Raw genomic sequence first — 26485 nt, forward strand, 5'->3', positions numbered from 1 at the left:
AGGAGAACAGCATGAAGGTGATATTTGTCGGCACCGGGGCAATTGGTGTTCCTATGGCTTGCCAGATTCAGCGTGCAGGGCATGCGGTAATCGGAGTGGATGTGTTTGAAGCGTCGCGCCAGCGTGCTCAGGCGCAGGGGATTGAAGCGGTTAGTCGCATTGCAGAAGCACCTGAAGCGGATGTAGTGGTGGTGATGGTCGCCACGCCACAACAGCTGCAGGCGCTGGTGGCGGAAGCGCTGCCGCAGGTGGCTGGTCAGCACTGGGTCATCATGTCCACTGTCGGGCCGCAGGCGGTACGTGAGGCGGCTTCTTCACTGATTGCTGCCGGTGCGCAGGTCGTGGATGCACCGGTCACGGGCGGAACCGCCCGCGCCAGCACCGGTGAGTTAGTGATCTTTGCCTCCGGCGCACCTGCCGCCATTGCCTTTGTTGAGCCGATACTCAAAACCATGGGATCGGTGTCGATCGTGGGTGACGAGGTTGGCGAGGGGCAGGGGATCAAGGTGATCAATCAGCACCTTTGCTCGGTGCATATTGTGGCAGCCGCGGAGGCGCTAAGTATGGCAAAGTCGCTGGGGTTAGCACCCGCTCAGGTATTGAAACTGGTCGAGCGCGGCGCGGCGGGATCGTGGATGTTGTCAGATCGTGGTCCGCGCATGCTGGAGGGGACAGATGTCTCGGTCTCCAGCGCCATCAACATCTTTGTCAAAGATAGCGGGTTAGTGGCAGAGGCGGCGACCGCCTGCCACGCTGAGGTTCCGCTGTTACAGGTCGCTCATGCTCGTTATCTGGCGGCAGCAGAAGCCGGATTGGGGCAACGTGATGACAGCAGAGTGATCGAGACCTGGAGCAAACCTGCAAATTAACCGCTCCATCACTGCTGCCCGAAAAATACGATAATACCGGGGTAACACATGAACACGACTTCTGTACCTGCAAACACCCGCGACAATGCGGCGAAAGTCTCTTTCGCCTCAATGATTGGCTCAGCGGTGGAGAGCTATGATTTCTTTATCTACGGCACCGCCGCTGCAGCCTGGTTTGGTAAGATCTTTTTCCACACGCAAGAGCCTATCGTCGGCATTCTGGCGGCATTCGCCACTTTAGCGGTCGGCTTCCTGATGCGCCCGTTTGGCGGCTACCTCGCCGGTCATTTCGGCGATCGCTATGGCCGAAAAACCGTGCTGTTCTGGTCATTACTGGCCATGGGCGGTGCCACCGTATTGATCGGTGCGTTGCCAACCTATGAGCAGGCTGGCGTGCTGGCACCGATCTTGTTGATCTTATTACGCATGATCCAGGGGATCGGATTCGGCGCAGAGTGGGGCGGCGCGGTGTTAATGGCATTTGAGCATGCGCCCGTGAAAAAGCGCGGTTTCTATGGTGCAGTACCGCAACTCGGGATACCGCTTGGCCTGCTGCTGGCGAATGGCTCTTTCCTGCTCTCTGCGGCACTGTTTGAAGGTGATTGGGTGTGGCGCATGCCGTTCCTGATCTCTTTTGTGATGGTGGCCATTGGCATCTTTATCCGAATGCAGGTCGCGGAATCGCCGGAATTCGAGAAAGCCAAAGCAGATAAGCAGATTGTGCAACAGCCCGCGCTGGAGGTCATTCGTCGCGACTGGCGCACCATCGTCAAAATTATGGGGCTACGCCTGGCAGAGACGGGTGGCTACTACATCACGACCAGTTTTATGTTGTCCTATGTGGTGCTGGCGGAAATCACAGATACGCGCCATGTGTTATGGGGCACGTTGATTGGTTCAGCGCTGGGGCTCGGCAGCCATCTGCTGTATGGCGCGCTAAGTGATAAGGTGGGACGTCGCCCAATATTCCTGATTGGCGCCATCTTCACCATTCTGTTTGGCATCCCCATGTTTATGCTGATCAACACCGGTGCAGTGATGATGGTGATCGTCGCTGTCGCTATGTCTCTGCTCTTTAGCCATGACCCGATATTTGCCGTAGAGTCGAGTTGGTTCTCCGAACAGTTTCCGGCTAACGTCCGCTCCTCGGGTATTTCATTGGGCTACAACGGCGCTTCCGTGGTCGCGGGGCTGTTGCCGTTCATCGCAACAGGCGTGTATGGCATGGTCGGCTGGATCGGACCGGCGGTGATGTTCTCGTTACTGGGTGTCATTTCAACCTGGGTCGCCTTCAACACACGGGAAACCGCGCCGGTGAAAGTGGGCGAGCCCTCTCTGCCAGCCTCATCAACCTCAACAGCCCCGACGGTGTGAGTGAAATAACGGGCGGCTGTGTCGCCCGTTATTGCTGTGGTATCATTGCGCAGTTTCTCGTCACTCACTAACTCCGGATTTACTGCGTTTCATGACCGATACTTTCTCTTCGCAACGTTTTTCTATCGCTCCGATGCTGGACTGGACCGATCGCCACTGCCGTTATTTTCACCGTAAGCTGAGCGGCGATACGCTGCTGTATACCGAAATGGTGACCACGGGCGCCATTATTCACGGCAAAGGCGATTATCTGGCTTACAGCGAAGAGGAGCATCCGCTGGCGCTGCAGTTGGGCGGCAGCGATCCGGCAGCCCTGGCGCAATGTGCGAAGCTGGCGGAAGCGCGCGGTTACGACGAGATTAACCTTAACGTCGGTTGCCCATCCGATCGCGTGCAGAATGGGCGCTTTGGTGCCTGTCTGATGGCTGACGCCGCGCTGGTTGCAGATTGCATTAAAGCGATGCGCGATGTGGTCAGTATTCCGGTGACAGTGAAAACCCGTATCGGAATTGATGAGCAGGACAGCTACGCATTTCTGTGTGATTTCATTGGTACGGTGGCCGATAAGGGCAACTGCGATACCTTTATTATCCATGCGCGTAAGGCATGGCTTTCTGGTTTAAGCCCGAAAGAGAACCGTGAGATTCCGCCGCTGGATTATCCGCGTGTCTATCAACTGAAGCGTGATTTTCCGGCGCTGACCATGGCGATTAACGGCGGCATCAAGACGCTGGAAGAGGCGAAAACGCATTTGCAGCATATGGATGGTGTGATGATGGGCCGTGAAGCGTATCAGAACCCCGGCATCCTGGCGCAAGTGGATCGTGAACTGTTTGGCCGCGATACGCCGTCTGTCGATCCGGTCGCGGTGGTGCGTGCGATGTACCCTTACATCGAAGCGGAGCTGAGCAAAGGCACCTATCTGGGGCACGTTACACGCCATATGCTGGGCCTGTTCCAGGGCATTCCTGGTGCGCGCCAGTGGCGTCGTCATTTAAGTGAGAATGCCCATAAGCCGGGTGCCGATGTACGGGTGCTGGAAGCGGCACTGGCGCTGGTCGCGGATAAGATTCCACAGGAAGCCTGATTGTAGGTGAGTCGCGGTGGGCCGGTGTGCCCGGCCATAAAAGGGCAGTCCGAACGCCAGGGAAAGCACCTCTGTGCCGATCTGCCGCGCGAACCTTCGCCCCATTTTTGGGAAACGGCCCGATGCTGCGCATGGCTGAAATCGCTCTCAGCGTATTTGTCTCTGGCGCGGAAGCTTTGCTTTTCTGACGGGCCATTTCTGTCCCTTCAGAGGAGCATCCCTGCCGTTAATACGGTTTAAAATGCACCAATAATTAGTGAATTTCATCACTGCTGAAATACCTCCTCTGAATATAACATCTTATTTTTCAATGTATTAACCGTATGCCTATATTGGCACGTATCTTGTAATACATTCTGTGTTACTTACACAGGAGAGCCTTCGTGGAAATTTTATTTGTTATCGGCTTTTTTCTGATGCTGTTACTGACTGGCGTTTCACTGCTGGGCGTTATCGCTGCATTGGTTGTTGCCACCGTTGTGATGTTCCTCGGCGGCTTATTCGCGCTTGTTATCAAGTTGTTACCGTGGCTGGTGTTGGCGGTGGTCGCCGTGTGGCTTTATCGCGCCTTTACGACACCGAGCGGTGAAGTGAAATTGAACAGACTGAAAAGAAAAATCAGTAAGTTAGAGCGGCGTGGTTGGCGCTAAATGCGGGAGCGATCACAGAGTCGGTAATTGCTTAGTACGAATCTGCAATTAAACATATTTTTTACTTATGTTTTCTGTCAGGATGCGTAAAGTAATTCAAAACGAATTCATCGCCGCTGACCCTACACCAGCGCGAACTATAAAAAGAAAGAAAAAAGGGCTTCCTTCGGGAAGCCCTTAACTTTTTAGGGAATCAGCAAGCTGGAACCTTGCGTGGCGCGGCTCTCAAGAACCTGATGCGCGCGCACCGCATCGCTCAAGGCAAATTTCTGCTCTTCTGGTACCTTCAGCTGAATCGCACGACTGGCAATTAACGAGAACAACTCGTTGCTGGCATTATCCAGTTCCTGACGATTGGTAATGTAACCAAACAGCGAAGGGCGTGTGACAAACAGCGAACCTTTCTTGTTCAGAATCCCAAGATCAACGCCGGTGACGGGGCCCGAGGCATTACCAAAACTCACCATTAAGCCATGACGACGCAGGCTATCGAGAGAAGGCTCCCAGGTGTCTTTCCCCACCGAGTCATACACCACCGCGACCTTTTCACCGTCAGTCAATTCACTGACGCGCTGAGCGATATTCTCCTCGCGATAGTTAATGGTCGCCCAGGCACCGGCATTTTTTGCAATCTGCGCTTTTTCGGCGGAGCCCACGGTACCAATCAGATGCGCGCCCAGCGCTTTAGCCCACTGACAGGCAATCAGTCCCACGCCGCCCGCTGCGGCATGGAACAGGAAGATTTCATCGGCTTTCACTTTGTAGGTCTGACGCAGCAAATACTGCACGGTTAAGCCTTTCAAAAACGAGGCAGCACCTTGTTCAAAGCTAATGCTCTCCGGCAGGATCACCAGGCGCTCTTCCGCCACGTTATGCATTTCGCTATAGGCACCCAGCGCAGCCTGACAATAGACCACGCGATCGCCGGGCTTAAAGCGCGTCACGCCTGAGCCAACGCGTTTCACCACGCCAGCGGCTTCAGTGCCCAGCCCGGACGGGAAAGCTGTCACCGGATAGAGCCCGCTGCGCACATAGGTGTCGATATAGTTGATGCCAATCGCCTTATTTTCGACCTGAACCTCATATTCGGCGGGATCGGCCAGCTCAAAATCGACCCATTGCAGTACCTCCGGGCCACCGTGTTGGTTGAACTGAATACGCTTTGCCATTCTGACTCCTGTGATTGTTCATCCTGGGACGGTATACTTGCGCGTCCCTTTCACGATCGGTAATGCATTCACTATGGCAGGAAATAAACCCACCAACAAATCCAACGAACCCCGCGATCGTCAGCTGGAAGGCGTGAAAATGCCGCCGCACTCTATTGAAGCGGAGCAGTCGGTGCTCGGTGGGTTGATGCTGGATAACGAACGCTGGGATAACGTCTCCGAGCGCGTGGTGGCGGATGATTTCTTCAACCGTTCGCACCGCATGATCTTCTCTGAGATGCAGCGTCTGCTGGAAATGGGCCAGCCGATTGACCTTATTACGCTCTCTGAATCGCTGGAAACACTGGGCGAGCTGGAGATGGCCGGTGGCTTTGCTTATCTGGCAGAGCTGGCGAAAAACACGCCAAGTGCGGCGAACATCGGCGCTTATGCGGATATCGTGCGTGAACGTGCCGTTGTGCGCCAAATGATCTCGGTCGCGAACCAAATTGCTGATGCCGGTTACGATCCGCAGGGGCGCAGCAGTGAAGATTTGCTCGATTTCGCAGAATCCAACGTCTTTAAGATTGCTGAACAGCGCGCCAATAAAGCAGAAGGCCCGCAGAACATTGAGCAAATTCTGGAAGCCACGGTATCGCGTATTGAAGCGCTGGTGTCGACCCCGCACGATGGTGTCACCGGAGTGGATACCGGCTATCAGGATCTCAACAAAAAGACCGCCGGTTTGCAGGGTTCAGATTTGATCATCGTGGCGGCGCGTCCGTCGATGGGTAAAACCACTTTCGCCATGAACCTGTGCGAAAACGCCGCGATGCTACAGGACAAACCGGTGCTGATTTTCAGTCTGGAGATGCCCAGCGAACAGCTGATGATGCGTATGCTGGCGTCATTGTCGCGCGTGGACCAGACGCGCATTCGTACCGGCCAGCTGGAAGACGAAGATTGGGCGCGCATCTCTGCCACCATGGGCATCCTGCTTGAGAAGAAGAACATGTTTATCGATGATTCTTCTGGTCTGACGCCCACGGAAGTGCGTTCGCGCGCGCGCCGCGTGTTTCGTGAGAATGGCGGTTTAAGCCTGATCATGATCGACTACCTGCAGTTGATGCGCGTGCCGGCGCTATCGGACAACCGTACGCTGGAGATCGCAGAGATCTCGCGCTCGCTCAAGGCCTTAGCGAAAGAGCTGAATGTTCCGGTGGTGGCGTTGTCGCAGCTTAACCGCTCACTGGAGCAGCGCGCCGATAAACGTCCGGTGAACTCGGATCTGCGTGAATCGGGTTCGATCGAGCAGGATGCTGACTTGATTATGTTCATCTATCGCGATGAGGTGTATCACGAAAACAGCGATCTTAAAGGGATCGCCGAGATCATCCTCGGTAAGCAGCGTAACGGCCCTATCGGCACGGTACGATTGACCTTCAATGGCCAGTGGTCGCGTTTTGATAACTACGCAGGGCCGTCTTACGACGACGAATAATCCTTTCCAACGAGATGCATGCACGATTTGTGCATGCATTTCACGTCATCAGAAAATAGTGTTGGACAACCTTGGCTTTAATCAGGTTATCTGTACCAAAGCGCACCCTATAACGCTGTGGAAGCAGAATGACTCAGGTAGACGATTACGACCTTAAGATATTGACACTATTACAATCTAACGGCCGCCTTACCAATCAGGAACTCAGTGATTTAGTCGGTCTTTCGGCGTCTCAATGTTCACGCCGCCGCATCAATCTCGAACAGGCAAACCTCATCCTCGGCTATCACGCACGGCTCTCGCCGGACGCGGTGGGTCTTGGCATGGTGGGCTTGATTGAAGTGCGTTTAAAGAATCACACGCCAGATTATGAAGAGAGTTTTCATCGCATGGTGGCAGAGGAGGATGCGATTGTTGATGCCTTCAAAACCACCGGTGATGCTGATTATCTGCTGAAAGTGGCCGTGGCTGATTTAGCCTCGCTGAGTGCGTTGATCAGTCAGCTGGTGGCCGGCCATCAGAGTGTGGCCCATGTGAAAACCTCCGTGGTGTTGAGCCGTTTAAAAGAGAACGGCTTGATGATTATCCCCGAGCACAAAACGCGCCAAAAAAGTGCATGATGTGCTAATCTGGTGCAATTAACGCACATTGAATGCAAATAACGCGCACCAGAAAACAGATTTGTGCATGAATCAACGGTTGAATTTTGGTTTGATGCACAAAAACCTGCAATAAAAGCGCCTTTGATATCAATTGGATAATCGCTGGCACCCCATAGGTGGCGACTTAGCGCTGCCTATGTGGTGCGTTTTTTGCATTTGAACCGCATCATTTGCACTGAGATTACTCCATGGATAACGTTGTTCAACCCACTAAAATTCCTCATTCACGTATTGAAGATGCGCTGGCGATAGTGCTCGGCACGTTAATGGTTTCCTTTGGCGTGATGATGCTGAAACAAGCGGGCGCGCTCACCGGAAGCACCGCGGGTATCGCCTTCCTGATTAGCTATCTGACGCACCTCTCCTTTGGTAGCGCATTCTTCCTGATCAATCTGCCGTTTTACTGGCTGGCAGTGCGCCGCATGGGCTGGGAATTCACGATTAAAACGTTCTGCGCAGTGGGGCTGGTTTCACTGTTCACACACTTGCATCCGATGTTCATCCATTTTTCTGCGCTAAATCCGTTTTATGCGACATTGTTCGGTAACGTGGTGATGGGGATTGGGTTTATAGTGTTGTTTCGTCACAAAGCCAGTCTCGGCGGTATCAATATTTTGGCACTCTGGCTGCAGGACCGCATCGGTCTGCGCGCCGGCAAACTGCAAATGGCGGTAGATACCTGCGTGGTACTCGCTTCGCTTTTCGTGGTGTCGCTGCCGATACTTTTGGCCTCAATTGCGGGCGCGGTGATCCTCAATCTCATCATCGCTATGAATCATCGTCCCGGCCGCTACATGGTTTAATGACGCCTCTTTACCGACTATTTATGACCAATCATGGAGATCTGCACCGTGTTTCAAAACGTTGATGCTTATGCTGGCGATCCAATTCTGTCGCTGATGGAAACCTTCAAACAGGACCCACGCGACAATAAAGTGAATCTGAGCATTGGTCTCTATTACAACGAGGCGGGCATCATTCCTCAGTTGCAAGCCGTGGCTGCCGCAGAGGAACGCCTGCAGGCGCAGCCGCATCAGGCGTCACTTTACCTGCCGATGGAAGGCCTGGGCCCATACCGTAACGCGATTGCACCGCTGTTGTTTGGCAAAGAACACCCGATGCTGAAAGCGGGTCGCATTGCTTCTATCCAGACACTGGGTGGCTCTGGCGCACTGAAAGTGGGTGCGGATTTCCTCAAGCGTTACTTCCCGAACTCAAATGTTTGGGTGAGCGATCCAACCTGGGAAAACCACATCGCGATTTTCAACGGTGCCGGTTTCGACGCACAGACTTATCCGTGGTACGACGAAGAAACCAATGGCGTTAAGTTTGATGCGTTTATTGCCAAGCTGAAAACGTTGCCGAAGCAATCTATCGTGCTGCTGCATCCATGCTGTCACAACCCGACGGGTGCGGATCTGACCAACGCACAGTGGGATGAAACCACCGAAGTATTGAAAGCGCAGGAACTGATTCCGTTCCTCGATATCGCTTATCAGGGCTTTGGTGCCGGTATGGAGCAGGATGCTTACGCGATTCGCGCGATTGCGGCTGCGGGCTTGCCAGCACTGGTCAGCAACTCATTCTCGAAAATCTTCTCGCTGTACGGCGAGCGCGTTGGCGGCCTGTCCATCGTGTGCGAGAGCGCAGAAGAATCTGCACGCGTGCTGGGTCAGCTGAAAGCCACCGTGCGTCGCAACTACTCCAGCCCACCAAACTTTGGTGCGCAGGTGGTTTCTTGCGTACTGAACGATGAAGCACTGTTGAAAAACTGGCTGGCCGAGGTGGAAGCCATGCGCCTGCGCATCATCGAAATGCGCCAGACGCTGGTCAACGTATTGAGCACCAAACTGCCGGGCAAAAACTTTGATTACCTGCTGAAGCAGCGCGGTATGTTTAGCTACACCGGTTTAAGTGCGCAGCAGGTTGACCGTCTGCGTGATGAGTTCGGCGTGTATCTGATTGCCAGCGGCCGTATGTGCGTGGCTGGCCTCAACAGCCGTAACGTTAACCAGGTGGCTGAAGCCTTTGCTGCCGTGATGTAACGCACTACGCAGCAGGAGAAAAACCGTCATGCCTTCGGGCTGGCGGTTTTTTTATGCGCGTTATCTGGTGCCACCGCCTTTACCTTTGGCTGACTTGCTGCACACTTAAACGGTGTCATGACGTCTGTATTGCAGCCGATGGCAGACGTCATCGGGCCTCACATCGGCCTCTACCCAGGAGAATACCGCATGAACATTTCGGATCTCCTCACCTACTGCATGAGCAAATCGGGTGCGGAGCAGAGCTATAAAAATGAATGGGATGCCACACAGGTAAAAAGCGAAGGCGTACTGTTTGCCATGGTGCATGAGGTGAAAGGGCGTCCGGCGCTGTCGTTGAAAACCTCGCCTGCGCTGGCTGATTTATTGCGCGAAGAGCACAATGATGTATTCCCGAGCGAGCATCTAAATAAGTCGCACTGGAGCACGCTGTGGCTGGATGGATCCCTAAAGGATTCGCAGATTTATTATCTGGTGGAGGCTTCCTGGCAACAGGCTGACGCCACGCGCGCGGCGGGCGTCAGCCATGATGAAGACGCGCGCTAATTAAGCCGCTGACTCTTCACGCAGGGTATTGATATCAATCACGAAGCGGTATTTCACGTCGCTTTTCAGCATACGTTCGTAGGCTTCGTTAATCTGGTTCATGGCGATCAGCTCGATATCTGAAGTAATACCGTGCTTGCCGCAGAAATCCAGCATCTCCTGTGTCTCAGCGATACCACCGATCAGTGAACCGGCGATGCTGCGACGTTTGAAGATCAGATTAAAGACCTGTGGAGCCGGATGATCGTGCTCTGGCGCGCCCACCAGCGTCATGTTGCCATCGCGTTTCAGCAGGGCAATAAACGGGTTGAGATCGTGCTGAGCAGCCACGGTGTTGAGGATGAAATCGAAGCTGTTGTTGTGCTGCGCCATTTGATCAGCATCTTTCGAAATCACCACTTCATCAGCACCCAGGCGCTTACCGTCTTCAATCTTCGATGGTGAGGTGGTGAACAGCACCACATGCGCGCCCATCGCATGCGCGATTTTCACGCCCATATGGCCGAGGCCGCCCAGACCGACGATGCCCACTTTCTTACCTGGACCGACGTTCCAGTGACGCAGCGGTGAGTAGGTGGTGATACCGGCACACAGCAGCGGGGCAACGCCTGCCAGCTCAAGGTTTTCCGGCACGCGCAGCACAAAGCTTTCATCAACCACCATGCTGGTGGAGTAACCGCCGTAGGTGATGGCGCCGGTTTCGCGATCTTCACCGTTATAGGTGCCAACAAAACCGTTTTCGCAATACTGCTCCAGTCCTTCCTGGCAGCTTGGACAGCTGCGGCAGGAGTCAACCATACAGCCGACACCGACCAGATCGCCCACTTTGTATTTGTGAGTGTGGCCGCCAACGGCGGTAACGCGCCCAACGATCTCATGGCCTGGCACCACCGGGAAGATGGTGTTTTTCCATTCGTTGCGCGCCTGATGCAGGTCAGAGTGGCAAACGCCACAGTACAACACTTCAATCTGCACATCATGAGCGCGCAGCTCGCGCGGCTTATAGTCGAACGGGGCGAGTTTAGTTTTCGCGTCCTGTGCGGCATAGGCATGCGTAATATTCATGGTGTCTCCAATCGGGTGTGTCGTGAGTGTTTTGCGGGATCCCGCTCAGCGAGCTGAAGGGACAAAGGCGTAACGAGCTACGCCAAAAAGGAACTGTGTAAGGATAGTCAGCAGGATGAGATGCGTATATGCCTGAAGTTGTCTGATTCTTGCCTGTTTCTGCATTTTGCTGCGGAATCTGACAGCGGGGTATCAGGCCCGACTAACTGCAATATTCAGCGAGTAAACTAGAGAGTGCGGCGTCTGTGGATTGAAAGAAATAAGAAGGCCCGCACTGCGGGCCTTCAATTTTACTTCTTCTTCAGCATTGGCTTAAGGAAGCGTGCGGTGTGGGATTTTTCACACTCCGCCACGGTTTCTGGCGTGCCTGAAATCAGGATTTCGCCGCCGCCGCTACCGCCTTCTGGGCCGAGATCGACAATCCAGTCAGCGGTTTTGATCACGTCGAGGTTGTGTTCAATCACCACAATGGTATTGCCCTGATCGCGCAGCTGATGCAGCACTTCCAGCAACTGCTGAATATCAGCAAAGTGCAGACCCGTGGTTGGCTCATCAAGGATATAGAGCGTCTGCCCGGTACCGCGTTTCGATAGCTCACGTGCCAGTTTCACACGCTGCGCTTCACCGCCTGACAGCGTGGTTGCAGACTGACCGAGGCGAATGTAGGACAAGCCCACGTCGATCAGCGTTTGCAGTTTACGCGCCAGCGCAGGGACAGCATCAAAGAACTCACGCGCTTCTTCGATAGTCATATCCAGCACTTCGTGAATGCCTTTGCCTTTGTATTTAATCTCCAGCGTTTCGCGGTTATAGCGTTTGCCTTTGCACTGATCGCACGGCACATACACATCCGGCAGGAAGTGCATTTCGACCTTGATCACGCCATCGCCCTGGCAGGCTTCGCAACGTCCACCGCGCACGTTAAAGCTGAAGCGTCCTGGATTGTAGCCACGGGAACGCGCTTCCGGCACACCGGCAAACAGCTCACGCACCGGAGTGAAAATGCCGGTGTAAGTAGCAGGGTTCGAGCGCGGCGTACGGCCAATAGGGCTCTGGTCAATGTCGATGACTTTATCGAAATGCTCAAGACCGGCGATCTCGCGATATGGCGCCACTTCCGTGGTGGTCGCGCCGTTCAGCTGACGCTGCGCAATGGGGAACAACGTATCGTTAATCAGCGTGGATTTACCGGAACCGGATACACCGGTGATACAGGTAAACAGACCCACCGGGATCGTCAGCGTGACGTCTTTCAGGTTGTTGCCGCGCGCACCGGTAAGTTTCAGCACTTTTGCCGGATCGCCTTTCACGCGCTGTTGCGGAATGGCGATTTCGCGCTTGCCACTCAGATACTGACCGGTCAGCGAAGCTTCGTTAGCCATAATGGCATTCACGTCACCCTCAGCCACCACCTGACCGCCGTGCACACCCGCGCCAGGACCGATATCAATCACGTGGTCAGCGGCGCGAATCGCATCTTCATCGTGCTCGACCACAATCACGGTGTTGCCGAGATCGCGCAGGTGAATCAGCGTACCAAGCAGACGTTCGTTATCGCGCTGATGCAGACCAATTGAGGGCTCATCCAGCACATACATCACGCCCACCAAACCCGCACCGATTTGACTTGCCAGACGAATACGCTGCGCTTCGCCGCCAGAGAGGGTTTCTGCGGAACGCGACATCGACAGATAATTCAAACCGACATTAACGAGGAAGCTCAGGCGATCGCCGATCTCTTTCAGGATTTTTTCGGCGATCTGCGCACGCTGCCCGCTCAGTTTCAGATTGCGGAAGAAGTCGGTGGCATGGCCAATACTCATCTCAGAGATGGTCGGCAGGTTGGTATTCTCAACAAATACATGGCGTGCTTCACGGCGCAGGCGTGTGCCTTCACAGCTGGTGCAGGAGCGGTTGCTGATGAATTTCGCCAACTCTTCACGCACCGCATTGGATTCCGTCTCTTTATAACGGCGTTCCATGTTGTGCAGCACACCTTCAAACGGATGACGACGTACCGAAGTGTCGCCCCGATCGTTGATGTATTTAAATTCGATACTCTCTTTGCCGGAACCGTACAGAATCACTTCACGCGCTTTGTCGCTCAGGCTGTTAAACGGCGCTTCGACATCGAAATCCAGATGTTCTGCCAGCGAGCGCAGCATCTGGAAGTAATAGAAGTTGCGGCGATCCCAGCCACGAATTGCACCGCCAGCCAGTGACAGTTCAGGGTTCTGCACCACGCGATCGGGATCGAAATACTGCTGCACGCCGAGCCCATCACACGTTGGGCAAGCGCCGGCTGGGTTGTTGAACGAGAACAGGCGCGGTTCCAGTTCACTCATGCTGTAGCCACAAATAGGGCAGGCAAAGTTAGCCGAGAACAGCAGCTCTTCGGCATCGCTGTCATCCATGTCGGCGACGATGGCGGTGCCACCACTCAGTGCCAACGTGGTTTCAAAGGATTCGGCTAAGCGCGTTGCCAGGTCATCGCGCACGCGGAAGCGGTCCACCACGACTTCGATGGTGTGTTTTTTCTGCAGTTCCAGCTTTGGCGGATCGGAGAGATCACAGACTTCGCCATCGATACGGGCGCGGATGTAGCCTTGCGCCGCGAGGTTTTCCAGCGTTTTGGTGTGTTCGCCTTTGCGATCTTTCACCACGGGTGCCAGTAGCATCAGACGACGGCCTTCTTCCTGCGCCATCACCTGATCCACCATCTGGCTGACGGTCTGTGCTGCCAGCGGAACATCGTGATCCGGGCAGCGCGGCTCACCCACACGGGCAAACAGCAGACGCAGATAGTCATGGATTTCGGTAATGGTCCCGACTGTAGAACGCGGGTTGTGCGATGTAGATTTCTGCTCAATAGAGATAGCGGGCGAGAGACCTTCAATATGGTCGACGTCCGGTTTCTCCATTAATGAAAGAAACTGGCGCGCATAGGCCGAGAGCGATTCAACATAGCGACGCTGACCTTCGGCATACAACGTATCAAACGCCAGCGAAGACTTACCGGAACCCGACAGACCGGTGACCACAATCAGCTTATCGCGAGGGATGATCAGGTTGATATTCTTCAAATTATGGGTGCGAGCACCGCGGACTTCGATCTTATCCATTCACCTTTCCCGGATTGAACAACACTCGCCATGCCTTGCCAGCATGACCAGCAGAAACGCGTTAGTATGGCACAAAAAATAAACTGAATAAATATCCAGTGTTTTTGCTATTCTGTGTGCCAAATAAAAATTGCGAGCCTGCTCTGAAGTGGGCACCGTCATTGTGACGTGATACAATTTTTGGCTTAGACTTTTAGCATCAACTCATCGGGAGACAGCAACATGGCCAGTCGTGGCGTAAACAAAGTGATTCTTGTCGGGAATCTGGGTCAGGATCCGGAAGTGCGCTACATGCCAAATGGTGGCGCGGTAGCCAACATTACGCTGGCCACGTCGGAAAGCTGGCGCGACAAGCAAACCGGTGAAAACAAAGAGATCACTGAATGGCACCGCGTTGTGCTGTTCGGCAAACTGGCTGAAGTGGCGGGTGAATACCTGCGTAAAGGCTCTCAGGTTTACATCGAAGGCCAGCTGCGTACCCGTAAATGGCAGGATCAGAGCGGTCAGGAAAAATACACCACCGAAGTGGTTGTTAACGTTGGCGGCACCATGCAGATGCTGGGTGGACGTCAGCAGGGCGCGAACGCAGGCGGCGCACCGATGGGCGGCCAGGGCGGCGGCAATAACAACGGTTGGGGCCAGCCACAGCAACCTCAGCAGCAGCCTCAGGGCGGCAACCAGTTCAGCGGCGGCGCACAACAGCGTCCGCAGCAGCAGAGCGCACCGGCGAACAACGAACCGCCAATGGACTTTGACGACGACATCCCGTTCTGAGTCAACGCTCACGCATAACTACTCGCTAAGGCCTCGTTTTACGGGGCTTTTTTGTATCTGGCTCTCAGGTTTCTCAATCAAAAGAAGGGACGCATTTCCCATCAAGGAGTGATAATGAAACAGCATCAGGCAGAAGTGTTATTAAAAACCGCACTGGCGGATGAGCAGGCTCAGTTTCGTCGTGGGCAGTGGGAAGCGATTGATGCTTTGGTCAATCATCGACAGAAATTATTGGTGGTGCAGCGCACTGGTTGGGGTAAAAGCTCCGTCTATTTTATCAGCGCCAAAATTTTTCGCGATCGCGGTATGGGTCCGACCATCATTGTTTCACCGCTACTGGCGCTGATGCGTAACCAAATTGAGTCGGCTCGTCGACTGGGTATTGTTGCTGAAACCCTCAATTCTTCGAACAGCAGTGACTGGTCTTCAGTGACACAACGGGTGCTGGACAATCAGGTCGATTGTTTACTCATCTCTCCAGAACGTCTCGCCAATGATCAATTCATCGAAACCGTACTGCAGCCGATTGCCAACCGTATCGCGCTCATGGTGATTGACGAGGCGCACTGTATCTCCGATTGGGGGCACGATTTCCGTCCTGACTATCGGCGCATTGTCAGCATCTTGCGGCAACTACCGGCGAATACGCCAGTGCTCGGCACCACCGCTACCGCCAATAATCGTGTCGTTGCAGATATACAGCAACAGATGGGCGACATCGTGATTCAGCGCGGTGAGCTGATTCGTAAAAGTCTGGCGCTGCAAACGCTCATTTTGCCGAATCAGGCCTCTCGCCTTGCCTGGCTGGCGCAGGTCATTCCCTCTCTTCCGGGAACCGGTATCGTCTATACGCTCACCGTGCGGGATGCCGAGCAGGTTGCGGCCTGGTTACGCACGCAGCACATTGATGCGCGCGCCTATCATGGCAGCGTTGAGGCCGCTGGTTTCGACAGCAGCAACGACTATCGTCAACACCTTGAGACCTTGCTGCTAACTAACCAATTGAAAGTTTTGGTGGCGACCACCGCACTGGGAATGGGATATGACAAACCTGATTTAAGCTTCGTGCTGCACTATCAGGCACCCGCTTCCATTGTTGCTTACTACCAACAGGTAGGGCGTGCGGGACGTGGCATCGACCATGCGGTTGGCGTGCTGATGTCAGGCGGTGAAGATCGCGATATTCACCAGTTTTTCCGGCAGTCTGCTTTTCCAGCAGAAACTCAGGTATATGATATTTTGCAGGTGCTGGAGGAGAGTGATGGGTTGTCGATTCGTGATATCGAACAGCAGACCAATCTGCGCCAGGGGCAAATTGAAAAAGTGCTGAAATTGCTCAGCGTTGAGAATCCTGCTCCGGTGATTAAGGTCAAATCCCAATGGCGGAGAACGCCGGTCGCTTATCTGCTGGATCGCGAACGTATCGTGCACCTGACGCAACAGCGCGAGCAAGAGTGGCAGGAGGTGCAGCGTTATATCTCACAGCGCGATTGCCTGATGACATTTCTGCGATTATCACTGGATGACACAGACCCCGTATCCTGTGGCAAATGTGCCAGCTGCCTCGGTCGACCTTTGATTGACCCGCAGGTGGATGCGACACTGGCTCATCAGGCAGCGACCTTTCTACAGCGCGCCGAAACGGTGATTTTGCCCAAAATTCAGGTGGCTGCTCAGGCATTTGAAGAGTACGGTTTTCGCGGCAATTTACCTGCCGCTCTGCGTGCGCAGGAAGGTCGGGTGCTTTCGCGCTGGGGAGATGCCGGATGGGGATCTCGCGTAGTGGCCGAGAAAGCAGCCGGTCATTTCAGTGATGAACTGGTTGCTGCCATAGTGGAAATGATTGAACAGCGCTGGCAGCCAGCACCTGCTCCACGGTGGGTTTGCTGCGTACCGTCGTTGCGTCAGCCTCAATTGGTAGCGGATTTTGCCCGCCGATTGGCACAGCGACTCGGCATACCCTTTGTCGATGCACTGCAGAAAGTGAAAGATAACCCTCGGCAGCGTCTGCAAAATAATCGCTTCCATCAATGTCGTAATCTGGATGGCGCATTTGCCACCAGCGCTAATCTGCCAGCCACTGCCGTGTTACTGGTAGACGATATTGTCGATTCAGGCTGGACGATGGCAGTGACTGCAGCCCTGCTTCAGCAAGCGGGAAGCGGCATTGTCTATCCATTGGCGCTGGCAACCTCAACGGTGAAAGAGTGATGAATTTATCTCCTGTTGCACAGGCAACGCTTTTGTTAACCAGCGACTTCTCGCGCCAGAGTGAGGATGAGGTGAAGCCGCTAGGTAATGCTGAATGGGGACGATTCGCCCTGTGGCTGAAACAACAATCTGCAACACCCGCCGATCTGCTCGGCTCTGGTGCTGATGTCATGCTAGCCAGCTGGGTTGATTCTCATATCACGCGCGAGCGTATTGAAGCGCTACTGAGCCGTGGACATAGCCTGGCGTTAGCGATTGAACGCTGGCAGCGTGCGGGGTTGTGGGTGTTAACACGTTCTGACGCTGAATATCCAAGGCTGCTAAAGCAACAGCTGCGCACTGACGCGCCGCCGGTGCTGTTCGGCTGTGGTGATATCACTCTGTTAAATCACCCAGGCCTTGCGGTGGTTGGGTCAAGAAATGCCAGCGAGCGGGATTTAACGTTCAGTCGTCAGGTTGCGGTAAGAATTGTCTCTGCGAATATAAATCTGATTTCGGGTGGTGCAAGAGGCATTGATGAAGCCGCGATGCTGGGCGCTTTGCAACATAACGGAGCCGTCATTGGTGTCCTCAGTGATAGTCTGCTCACCGCTGCGACCAGCGCCAAATGGCGTAAAGGTCTCATGGCAGGAAAGTTATTGCTGCTTTCGCCTTTCTATCCGGAAGCAGGCTTTACTGTGGGTCACGCGATGGCGCGCAATCGATATGTTTATTGCCTGGCGAAGAGTGCGTTGGTCGTACACGCGGGTCACAAGGGCGGTACGCTGGCTGGTGCGGAAGAGAATCTGCGCAAGAAATGGGTACCGTTGTGGGTTAAGCCGACCGACGATGTACAGGCCAGCAACGCCCAGCTGGTCACACAGGGTGGGCAATGGTGCGCTGCTCACCCCGATGACATTGATGTTGCGCAATGGATGACGACTCACCGTCATCAGCCTTATCAGCAGGATGATCTATTGAGCGGCGCATGGCACACGATGCCCGACAAGATCGCGGATGCTAATGTGGCTCAGGAACCAGAAGGAATCTGGCATCCATCCGATTTTTACCTGATTTTTCAGGCGCAATTGCCTGCACTGGCCGCCTATCCGGTCACGATTGAAGATCTGGGCTTGCGAACCGGTCTGCATCAGATTCAGCTGACTGAATGGTTGCAGCGTGCGGAGCATGAGGGGCTGATTGAACAGCTGGCAGGATCAAACCGTTATCAATGGAAGCGTAAAATCTAGCTGCTGAATGCCGCCCATAATGTAAGCCGGACAATTCTGCCCGGCAAAGTGACTGCTAATGCGGTCGCCACTCCCGCAGCAATACCTCAGTATCACGCACTAACACCGGGTTGCCCGGCAGAATCAAATCCGCCCAGATTTCATTGTGCTGATTGATTTGCTGTTGTGCGGAAACGTAAGTCCGGTCAGCTGTGGTATGCGCATCGGCGGCAACGGTGATGTGATAACCCAGGCTGGCACCCACTTTGATGGTGGTATCCACGCAGTAATCGGTCGCGCAGCCGCAAATCACAAAGCTCTCAATGCCATGTTGATCAAGCTGAGCCGCCAGGTCGGTTTGCCAAAAACTGTCACAGGCGGTCTTGTTAACGTAGATCGCGTTGGCTGGCTGATCCAATTCCGGCACGATCTGCCAACCTTCGCTGTTTACTTCGAGGCCTGGCTCAACGTGCTGAATAAAAATCACCTGATCGGCCGCTGCCGTCAGTTGATTGATGCGCTGACAACGTCCGTCACGATCAAAACGTGGCGAAGCCAGCACGCCGTTTTGCATATCCACTACCACGACAACCCGATTAGCCATCACTGCCTCCTTTATATAGAGGATGACAGTATCGCGATTGTTATGCATGCAGGTAAAGCAAATCTGTTTTGCATTTCATCTCGCCGCCGCGCATGCTAATTAACCTGTTTTTAGGAGGTGTGACGTGAAGGTGGTTCCGGAAATCTTTCCTGATAAGTGCGATCAGGCACAGTTCCAGCATTTTGCTGAACTGCCGGGTATCGAGCTATATCAGGCGCACATCTCGCGTTACGCTTTTGAGCCGCATACCCATGAAGCCTTCGGTATCGGCACCATTGAATCGGGTGCACAGCGTTTTCGCTACCGCGGCACGCACTATACGGCACCGCAGCATTCACTGGTAATGATGAACCCTGATGAATTGCACACCGGGGAATCGGCCTGTGATGAGGGCTGGCGTTATCGCATGATCTATATTGATCCGCAGGAGATGGAGCGGCTTACCGGCGACCGTCACTGGTGGTTTAGTGAAGCGCTGCGTACAGACGCCCGTCTGGCACAGCCGTTTTCCCAGCGACTGGCGCAGATGTGGCAAGCCACCAGCGCGTTAGAACGCGAGAGTCTGTTGCTGGAACTACTCGAGCTATTACGCCCGCTGGCACATCAGGGAAAATCCCGACCCGAAGAGGGCGCCCATCGCTTTGATGCGGTAAAAACCTATCTGCGTGAAAACCTGGCGGAGCCGGTTCGTCTTGATGAGCTGGCCGCCCTGGCGTCTTTGTCGCCGTGGCATTTTCTCCGCAGTTTTAAACACCACTTCCATGTTACGCCACATCAGATGCTGATGGCCTTTCGCCTGTTCGAAGCCAAGCAACGTTTAGGAATGGGAGAAAGTGCGGCTTCGGTAGCGGCGGCTGTTGGATTGACCGATCAGGCACACCTCACGCGCGCGTTTGCTCACCGTTATGGCATCACGCCAGGGCGTTATCAAAAGCAAGTTTTCCCCTCACGTTAACCGCAATCTGCTACAAGCCTTTATTATCCGGTTACGCCACACTGCGACGGAAAAGTGATAAAGGAAAAGAGAATGTTTGCAGGAATCGTGTTTGCACTTGCCGCAGGATTAATGTGGGGGCTCATTTTTGTTGGACCGCTGCTGATACCTGACTATCCGGGTACCTTACAATCGGCCGGACGCTACGTGGCTTTTGGGTTGGTGGTATTACCGCTGGCATGGCTGGATCGCCGCCGTCTGAAACAGCTGGCACGTAAAGATTGGCTGGAAGCGCTGAAATTGTCGCTGGTCGGTAATCTGCTCTATTACGCCTGTCTCGCCAGTGCTATCCAGCGCACCGGTGCGCCTATCTCGACCATGATAATTGGCACCTTGCCGGTGGTCATCACCGTGACGGCCAACCTTTGCTACGGCCATCTTGAAGGGCGACTTTCCTGGCGTAAACTCTTTCCGGCGCTACTGATTATTGCTGCTGGCCTGGGCTGCGTGAATGCCGCTGAGATGCAAATGCAGGGACCGGAATTTGACTGGTCGCGCTACCTGACAGGGCTGTTACTGGCGATTTTAGCGGTCGCCTGCTGGACCTGGTATCCGCTGCGCAATGGCATCTGGCTGCGCGCGCATCCACAGCATAAAGCCGGTAGCTGGGCAACGGCACAAGGGTTGGTGACCTTACCGCTGGCGCTGGTGTTCTATTTATTCGTGTGCGGTCAGCTTTACTGGCAGCAGCCTGAGTTCGCTCTGCCATTTGGCCCACAGCCCACGCGTTTTCTCCTCATCATGCTGGCAATTGGGCTGATATGTTCATGGTTAGGCACGCTATGCTGGAATGCGGCCAGCCAGCGTGTGCCAACGGTCATCATGGGGCCGCTGATTGTGTTCGAAACGCTGGCGGGTCTGCTGTGGACCTTCCTCTGGCGACAGAGCTGGCCGCCGCTGCTCACTGGCATCGGTATTGGCTGTCTCATCGTTGGCGTAATCTATGCCATGCGTATTAAACCGCAGCCGAAAGTCAGCGCGCTTTAACATGAATTTCTGGCTGCTGAGTAGAGGGGCTCAGCAGCCCTTTCTTCAGTGTTTTTAGGAATTTGCCCCCTCTGTTTTGCGCTCCTCTTCGCCATTTATATCCTCAGTCACCACCGCGATATAACTTTCCCTCGCTTATCCTTGCCTGTTTTTACCCCACTTTGTCATAACCCATGTTGCATTCAGGGGGGCAATCCGGTCACTCCAGCGGGTGGAAACGAGGTGATAACCCGCGGGGAAGGGTAAAAAAGCCGGCGCCGGCAGGGTTAAAAAGGTGTTCTATCTGCATTTTTATTGCGATTTGGCACTGAAAATCACCGCTTTGAGCCACGATTTTCTCAAGATGCCGCTCAGGTGTTGAGAAACATCCGCTGAATTTGCATGAAAAAATGATTAAACACAGAGATGAATTACCGGGCGATATTTTCCAAAAGTCGCCATTTTTTACTGTTATTGTTTAGGTGTGATAACGTTTTTAATCCGGAATAATCCTGGTGCTGTTATCAGAGCATCGCCCTAGCTAGATGACGATTCGTGATCGTCACCTAAAGTGACAGGTCCAATAAAAATAAGAGTCATTGTGTGAGCGATTACATGCCGTTGTTCATGACTGCTTAACAGATTTATCTGTATTCAGTCCTGATCATTAATATCAGTTAAGTAATAAAACGAAGCACCAATCTCACCGTAATGAGACTGGGCTGCGTCTAAAAGGCTTGAATAGCGAGACTTTTGCTGATGTGAATCAATTTTACCGCAAAAAAGGAAGCAAATCCGCGATGATATTCATCAGGAAAAAATGGTGCGAATTGTTATGTTACGAACGCCGAATTAAATGATCTTCATCTCTTCTGGTAAGAACAAATCTCAGCATTAAGTCAAATAACAACGGTCTTAATGGTGTTAACGATTATCGGAGCCTGAAGGATAGTGGTAAACACTGCGGCTAATATCCAGCAAGCGGCAGCTGCGACGCGTTCCAATGTCGAAGGTGGTTTGCAGGAAGTTAACAGCTTGCCGCTTCTCATTTGTGGTGAAGAAGTTTTTCAGCACGCTTTGCAGCATCTCTTTGTCGGAACTCAGTGACTGTAGCTCACGGGTAAGGTTTTGTAGTTTATCCTCCAAATCTTTGATTTTTCTCCCTTCTTCTGAAGAAAGCCCAGAAAACTTTTTCTTCCAGCTGTAGAAGGTGGCCTCGGAAATGCCAAGCTCTTCACAAATCTCCCTGACTTTCACTCCCGTTTCAGAAGCTTTAATGGCATTTGTGATTTGCTCTTCGCTATATCGTGACTTTCTCATAAATGCTCTTACCTTTCTTATCAATTAGTGGATGAGAATTACTGTATTAATATCTGGTACTGCAAAAAGAGTATTAATGCAGTATTAAAGTGCGCGATTTGAATTGCGAGGTTTAAATTAAGTTATTTGGAATAAATATCATCATGGGATAAATCTTATTTTATTCTGAATGCCATTGAACGCCTTCCTGGCTTTGGGTTTTTGATATAGATTCATTTCATCCCAAATGCAGAAAAATACTACAATCATTGGAAATACGGCATAACCTGTTTGTGAAAATCACAGGGTGTGCCAGTAAACCTTTGCTTCGAATTCAGGCTGAAATCGTTTACATCCGCAGAGTTTCGCACCAGGTTTAATCGGAATTTTCCTGAATTCATTCAAAGAATCCTGACGGGAGTCTCATTTTTCGGACCAGTTTGGTTTGAAGTTATTAATTTAAGTCAGGCCCACTGAGCGCTTGTTAATTCATTTCAAGGACGTTGTACCGAAAGGCAGTTGCTGTAAGTAATACTAAGGATCAGTCGATGAAATTGAGCGTAATGTCTAATGCCGCCTGGATGATGTCTGAGAAGATCGTCTCGGTGTTCGGCGTCATATTTGTGACCTCCTACGTGGCGAAGTCATTTGGCCCTACCATATTCGGTCAGATGGCGTTTTCAACCTCGTTGTTCTCGATGGTACAGACCGTAGCGATTTTCGGTACCGAAACCATCCTGTTCAAACGCATCAGCAAAAGCGCGCCGAAAGGCCTGCGGCTGATGGCGGTGGCCCGCACCATGCGGTTGGTCTTGTTGTTGCTGACCTCTATCCCGGTGTTGATTTGGGTGTGGTACAACATGCAGGAAAATTTCCTCGCATTTGCCCTGGCCTCGTTTATCTCCTCCGTTTTTGTGACGCAGGATACGTTCAGCGTTTACAACAATGCGCGTCTGGCTTCCCGACTCAACACGGTGGCCAACTCGGTCGGCCTGCTGTTGGGCTTTACCCTGAGTTTCGCCATTGCCTGGCTGCATCTCAATCCCTTGTGGCTGACGCTGTCGATTGTCATGGTCACGCTGGTGCCGTACGTCATCAAACGGTCTAATTTTTATCGCGAAAACCAGGACATGGCGCCGCCACAGGAGAAGCGCAATACCTACCTGCGTTATCTGCTGTACGCAGGTTTACCGTTGGCGATTTCCAGCATCTTCATTTCTGTGCAGGTTAAGGCGGCCCAGATGTTTTTGGCGGGCATTGCCTCCGCTCGCGACCTCGGCCTGTTTGCTGCCGCCAATACCATTTCGGCGTCCTGGATATTCATTCCGGTTGCCATCATCACTTCCTGCTTCTCGGAGATATTCCGGGAGCGCGGAGCAGCCGCCATCAAGCTCACTGCGCGGCTGAACGGCTATGTCATGGGTGTTTCATTGTTGTTGTTAGCGGTGATTGCGCTGTATGGCGAGCAAATCATCATCGCTTTGTATGGTCACGAGTACACACAGTCAGGGAGTCTCATTACGTTACTGTCGTTAGCAACCTGCTTTTCGGCAATGGGGACCGTAGCGTATCGCTACATGGTGAAAGAGGGCGGATTTAACTATCTGCTGAAGAAGATCATCTGCCTGATGGTGATCAGTCTGCCGCTGTCGTGGTGGCTGATCCAGGGCTACGGCATCATGGGTGCCGCCTGGAGCGTCTTCATCTCTGAACTTCTGTCCCTCACCGTAATGAATTACTTCTTCAATAACGGCGTCATTCAGAAGATTCAAGTTTCCTCACTCAACTACAAAACCTACAAATGAGGTCCGATATGCTCAAGTTGAAAGATGAACTCAGAAGAAGTGTCCAGTACTTCATCAAGAAGATGCCCTGGGCTTACCAGGACCGCATCTATTACTTTCATAAATTCCGCAAACTGCCCAATTTGCGTCAACCGAAAGTGTTTAATGAGAAGGTGCTGTACCGGAAATTCGTTTTTGGCGATTACCAAATCTATGGCCGCCTGTCGGATAAATATTCGGTGCGCGAATACATCGCCGAGAAAGTGGGCAGCGAATACCTGATCCCACTGGTGTATGAGACCAGCGACCCGCACTCGCTGCATACGCTGCCGAGTTGGAAGAACACGGTAATTAAGCCCAATCACGGCTCCAATATGGTGGAAATCCTGCTGGAAGAGCCGGATGCGCTGAAGAAGCAGAAAATTATCAGTGACTGCCATCGCTGGTTGAAGACCGACTTTGCCAATGAAGCGCGTGAGATTCACTATCGCTACATCAAGCCGCGTATCCTGGTGGAGCAGTACATTGGTGATGGCAAAACTGCGCCGATTGATTACAAGTTTCACATGTTCAATAAGCGTGACGGCAGCTTTGAATATGTGCTGCAGGTGATTTACAACCGATGTAACCCGTTACTGTCGATGAATTTTTATGTGAACAACCTCAATGAGGCGTACCACAAAATTCGCGATACCGGGCTGGATGTGAATCCACAAATGGCGCAGTTACAGCACGCATTAGCGCTGAGTAAAACCCTGGCGAGCGATTTTGATTATGTGCGTGTGGACTGGTATATCGATGGTGATCGGATTTACTTTGGCGAGCTGACGTTTACGCCAGGTGCCGGGTTAGTGACCGGGTTGGACCGTGGATTAAACCAGATGATGGGTGATATGTGGATTCAAGACCGCCGCGGTACGCAGATACCGGGTGTGACGGTGCCGGAAGTCGCTATTCCAGCCGTACTGAAGAAAATTTGAGTATCACACAGCAAAATAAAAAACCCCGCTTAGCGGGGTTTTTTATTGGCTGCGATTAAGGCATCGGCCAATCAGCAGGCGTCTGGCTCATCACTTCTACGAAGGCGTTTTTGGAGATTTCCATGAAGTTGTGCAGATTTTCCATGCTCAGGGTAATGCCGAGCAGGCCGGTAACGAACCAGCATGACATGCCTACACCAATACCGCCGCACATCAGTGCCATCACGTGGTGACTGTTCTGACGCAGTTTAATTTTCATGGTGCTGGCAAAGAACATCATGATGGCGCTGAGCAGCTCCCAACGCATGACGATTAAACTGGTGGTTAACGTAGCCATCTGCAAAAACCTCTTCAAATCAGTAATATCCCTGACATTGATTGGACATCACTGGCGGCAGAGAAGGAGGGTCAGGGAGGCCCTTCTGGCCGTCTTACGCGGGGGTAAATCTGTGACTTGGGTCACATTATATCACCCGATTTGAAAGTTTGAACAAAATTTATACCTGGTATGGTAGAAAGATTTTTATCGAAGCGGGGGAGATGGCAGAGGCAAAGCGGGAAGGTGCGCCCGTGAAGGGCGCGCAGAATGTCACTGAACCGGGCAGCACTCGCCGGTTGTGCGCTGGGCAAAGCTGTTCATGTTTTCACTGCAATCGAAACTCAGCAGACGCGGACGCTGAATCATCGCCTGACGGCGCATGGTGTGACGATAGGCGGTCGGCGTCTGGGAAAACTGACGGCGGAACACGCGCGAAAAAGTTTGCTGTGAATCGTAACCGTATTGCATCGCGATATCGAACACTGGACGCTGAGTCTGGCGTAACGCTTCAGCGGCCAGAGTCAGGCGGCGCTCACGAATATAGCCACCCAGCGTTTGTTTCGTCACGGTACGGAACATACGCTGCAGGTGCCATTTTGAGTAGCCGGATTTTGCTGCCACTTCGTCGATCGACAGGGCCTTATCCAGATTTTCATCGATCCAGTGTGTCAGTGAATGAATGATTTCCTGTTGCATCATAGCCTCATCCTTCTGAAAGGTTTATCGGGTTTGAAATTCGAAGTTTTGATGGGGTGCGAGTATAATTCCTCAAGTTAACTTGAGGTAAAGGCCCTAAATGAAAAAAGAACGCAATTACCCAAAACCGGTGTTAACGCCGGGTGAAGTGGCGAAACGTAGCGGCGTGGCCGTTTCCGCGCTGCACTTTTATGAAACCAAAGGTTTAATTTTCAGTTCGCGCAATGGCGGCAATCAACGGCGTTACAGCCGCGATGTGCTGCGCCGTGTGGCGATTATCAAGATTGCGCAGCGCATCGGTATTCCGCTGGCCACTGTCAGCGATAGTTTGATGCATGTACCAGCCAACAAGCGTATGTCGACGCAGGAGTGGGATGCGCTGACGCAGCACTGGCGTGAAGAGCTGGATAAGCGTATCGAAACCCTGACGCGCCTGCGCAACGATTTGGATGGGTGTATTGGCTGTGGCTGCTTATCGATGCGCGATTGTCCACTGCGTAATCCCGGTGACCGTCTGGCGCAGCAAGGTTCGGGAGCGGTGTTACTCGACCCTGAGCAGGACGAGCATAAAGGTTAATCCG

General features: G+C 53.0%; 24 protein-coding genes. 17 read left to right on the top strand and 7 right to left on the bottom strand.

Features of this window, described 5'->3' with window-relative positions; genetic code table 11:
- Positions 1-11 precede the first annotated feature (11 nt).
- The 4 genes from AC6I8L_RS01675 (at position 12) to pspG (ending at position 3980) form a co-directional block, all read left to right on the top strand.
- Positions 12-869, top strand: a complete 858-nt coding sequence (locus AC6I8L_RS01675; protein ID WP_058960073.1) for an NAD(P)-dependent oxidoreductase — start codon at positions 12-14, stop codon at positions 867-869.
- Positions 870-917: 48 nt separating this feature from the next.
- Entirely contained in the window at positions 918-2243 is a 1326-nt protein-coding gene (locus AC6I8L_RS01680; protein WP_058960074.1) for an MFS transporter, read from the top strand.
- Positions 2244-2334: 91 nt separating this feature from the next.
- Positions 2335-3330: a tRNA dihydrouridine(20/20a) synthase DusA gene (gene dusA, locus AC6I8L_RS01685; RefSeq protein ID WP_058960075.1), complete on the top strand. Its 996-nt coding sequence runs from the start codon at positions 2335-2337 to the stop codon at positions 3328-3330.
- 383 nt (positions 3331-3713) lie between these two features.
- Entirely contained in the window at positions 3714-3980 is a 267-nt protein-coding gene (pspG, locus tag AC6I8L_RS01690) for an envelope stress response protein PspG (protein WP_034826939.1), read from the top strand.
- Positions 3981-4165: 185 nt separating this feature from the next.
- Here the strand turns inward: pspG and AC6I8L_RS01695 are convergent, their stop codons facing one another.
- Complete coding sequence (locus AC6I8L_RS01695) at positions 4166-5149, bottom strand: quinone oxidoreductase (RefSeq protein WP_058960076.1); 984 nt, start codon at positions 5147-5149, stop codon at positions 4166-4168.
- Between the two features lie 73 nt (positions 5150-5222).
- On the opposite strand from AC6I8L_RS01695, the gene dnaB reads away from it, so the two are divergent.
- The 5 genes from dnaB (at position 5223) to AC6I8L_RS01720 (ending at position 9882) form a co-directional block, all read left to right on the top strand.
- Entirely contained in the window at positions 5223-6629 is a 1407-nt protein-coding gene (gene dnaB / locus AC6I8L_RS01700; protein WP_034826934.1) for a replicative DNA helicase, read from the top strand.
- 128 nt (positions 6630-6757) lie between these two features.
- Positions 6758-7249 (top strand): Lrp/AsnC family transcriptional regulator, encoded by a 492-nt coding sequence (locus tag AC6I8L_RS01705; RefSeq protein WP_034826932.1) that lies wholly within the window; start codon positions 6758-6760, stop codon positions 7247-7249.
- A gap of 230 nt (positions 7250-7479) precedes the next feature.
- Positions 7480-8094 carry a YitT family protein gene (locus tag AC6I8L_RS01710; RefSeq protein WP_034826930.1) on the top strand — a complete coding sequence of 205 codons (615 nt, stop codon included), beginning with the start codon at positions 7480-7482 and terminating at the stop codon, positions 8092-8094.
- Between the two features lie 48 nt (positions 8095-8142).
- The gene (locus tag AC6I8L_RS01715; protein WP_153012282.1) at positions 8143-9336 is read left to right on the top strand and encodes an amino acid aminotransferase; all 1194 of its coding nucleotides are present in this window, start codon (positions 8143-8145) and stop codon (positions 9334-9336) included.
- A 189-nt stretch (positions 9337-9525) separates the two neighbouring features.
- Complete coding sequence (locus AC6I8L_RS01720; RefSeq protein ID WP_058960078.1) at positions 9526-9882, top strand: MmcQ/YjbR family DNA-binding protein; 357 nt, start codon at positions 9526-9528, stop codon at positions 9880-9882.
- On the opposite strand, the gene AC6I8L_RS01725 is transcribed toward AC6I8L_RS01720, so the two are convergent.
- Together AC6I8L_RS01725 and uvrA are read right to left on the bottom strand one after the other, a co-directional pair.
- Positions 9883-10947: an NAD(P)-dependent alcohol dehydrogenase gene (locus tag AC6I8L_RS01725; RefSeq protein ID WP_034826924.1), complete on the bottom strand. Its 1065-nt coding sequence runs from the start codon at positions 10945-10947 to the stop codon at positions 9883-9885.
- Positions 10948-11237: 290 nt separating this feature from the next.
- Positions 11238-14069 carry an excinuclease ABC subunit UvrA gene (gene uvrA / locus AC6I8L_RS01730; protein WP_034826922.1) on the bottom strand — a complete coding sequence of 944 codons (2832 nt, stop codon included), beginning with the start codon at positions 14067-14069 and terminating at the stop codon, positions 11238-11240.
- A 222-nt stretch (positions 14070-14291) separates the two neighbouring features.
- Between uvrA and ssb1 the strand changes: the two genes are divergently transcribed.
- The 3 genes from ssb1 (at position 14292) to AC6I8L_RS01745 (ending at position 18283) form a co-directional block, all read left to right on the top strand.
- Complete coding sequence (ssb1, locus tag AC6I8L_RS01735) at positions 14292-14843, top strand: single-stranded DNA-binding protein SSB1 (RefSeq protein ID WP_034826920.1); 552 nt, start codon at positions 14292-14294, stop codon at positions 14841-14843.
- Positions 14844-14957: 114 nt separating this feature from the next.
- Positions 14958-17054 (top strand): RecQ family ATP-dependent DNA helicase, encoded by a 2097-nt coding sequence (locus AC6I8L_RS01740; protein ID WP_058960079.1) that lies wholly within the window; start codon positions 14958-14960, stop codon positions 17052-17054.
- Positions 17054-18283: a DNA-processing protein DprA gene (locus AC6I8L_RS01745; RefSeq protein ID WP_058960080.1), complete on the top strand. Its 1230-nt coding sequence runs from the start codon at positions 17054-17056 to the stop codon at positions 18281-18283. The genes AC6I8L_RS01740 and AC6I8L_RS01745 overlap by 1 nt, the downstream gene beginning before the upstream one ends.
- Positions 18284-18338: 55 nt before the next feature.
- Here AC6I8L_RS01745 and AC6I8L_RS01750 read toward each other — a convergent pair whose 3' ends face one another.
- Entirely contained in the window at positions 18339-18866 is a 528-nt protein-coding gene (locus AC6I8L_RS01750) for an isochorismatase family protein (RefSeq protein WP_034826913.1), read from the bottom strand.
- A gap of 124 nt (positions 18867-18990) precedes the next feature.
- Here AC6I8L_RS01750 and AC6I8L_RS01755 point away from each other — a divergent pair, with 124 nt between their 5' ends.
- A complete protein-coding gene (locus AC6I8L_RS01755; RefSeq protein WP_058960081.1) occupies positions 18991-19821 on the top strand; it encodes an AraC family transcriptional regulator in 831 nt (276 codons plus the stop codon).
- 72 nt (positions 19822-19893) lie between these two features.
- Complete coding sequence (locus AC6I8L_RS01760) at positions 19894-20847, top strand: DMT family transporter (RefSeq protein WP_058960082.1); 954 nt, start codon at positions 19894-19896, stop codon at positions 20845-20847.
- A 903-nt stretch (positions 20848-21750) separates the two neighbouring features.
- Here the strand turns inward: AC6I8L_RS01760 and AC6I8L_RS01765 are convergent.
- The gene (locus AC6I8L_RS01765; RefSeq protein ID WP_034826907.1) at positions 21751-22146 is read right to left on the bottom strand and encodes a transposase; all 396 of its coding nucleotides are present in this window, start codon (positions 22144-22146) and stop codon (positions 21751-21753) included.
- A 527-nt stretch (positions 22147-22673) separates the two neighbouring features.
- Here AC6I8L_RS01765 and AC6I8L_RS01770 point away from each other — a divergent pair.
- A complete protein-coding gene (locus AC6I8L_RS01770) occupies positions 22674-23930 on the top strand; it encodes an oligosaccharide flippase family protein (RefSeq protein ID WP_058960083.1) in 1257 nt (418 codons plus the stop codon).
- An 8-nt stretch (positions 23931-23938) separates the two neighbouring features.
- Entirely contained in the window at positions 23939-24889 is a 951-nt protein-coding gene (locus AC6I8L_RS01775; protein WP_034826903.1) for an ATP-grasp fold amidoligase family protein, read from the top strand.
- Between the two features lie 55 nt (positions 24890-24944).
- On the opposite strand, the gene AC6I8L_RS01780 is transcribed toward AC6I8L_RS01775, so the two are convergent.
- Together AC6I8L_RS01780 and soxS are read right to left on the bottom strand one after the other, a co-directional pair.
- Positions 24945-25226 carry a YjcB family protein gene (locus AC6I8L_RS01780; RefSeq protein WP_034826901.1) on the bottom strand — a complete coding sequence of 94 codons (282 nt, stop codon included), beginning with the start codon at positions 25224-25226 and terminating at the stop codon, positions 24945-24947.
- Between the two features lie 252 nt (positions 25227-25478).
- Complete coding sequence (gene soxS / locus AC6I8L_RS01785) at positions 25479-25907, bottom strand: superoxide response transcriptional regulator SoxS (protein ID WP_034826899.1); 429 nt, start codon at positions 25905-25907, stop codon at positions 25479-25481.
- Between the two features lie 97 nt (positions 25908-26004).
- On the opposite strand from soxS, the gene soxR reads away from it, so the two are divergent.
- The gene (soxR, locus tag AC6I8L_RS01790) at positions 26005-26481 is read left to right on the top strand and encodes a redox-sensitive transcriptional activator SoxR (protein ID WP_034826898.1); all 477 of its coding nucleotides are present in this window, start codon (positions 26005-26007) and stop codon (positions 26479-26481) included.
- The last annotated feature ends 4 nt before the right edge of the window (positions 26482-26485 follow it).

This window comes from Type-E symbiont of Plautia stali (assembly GCF_059731115.1).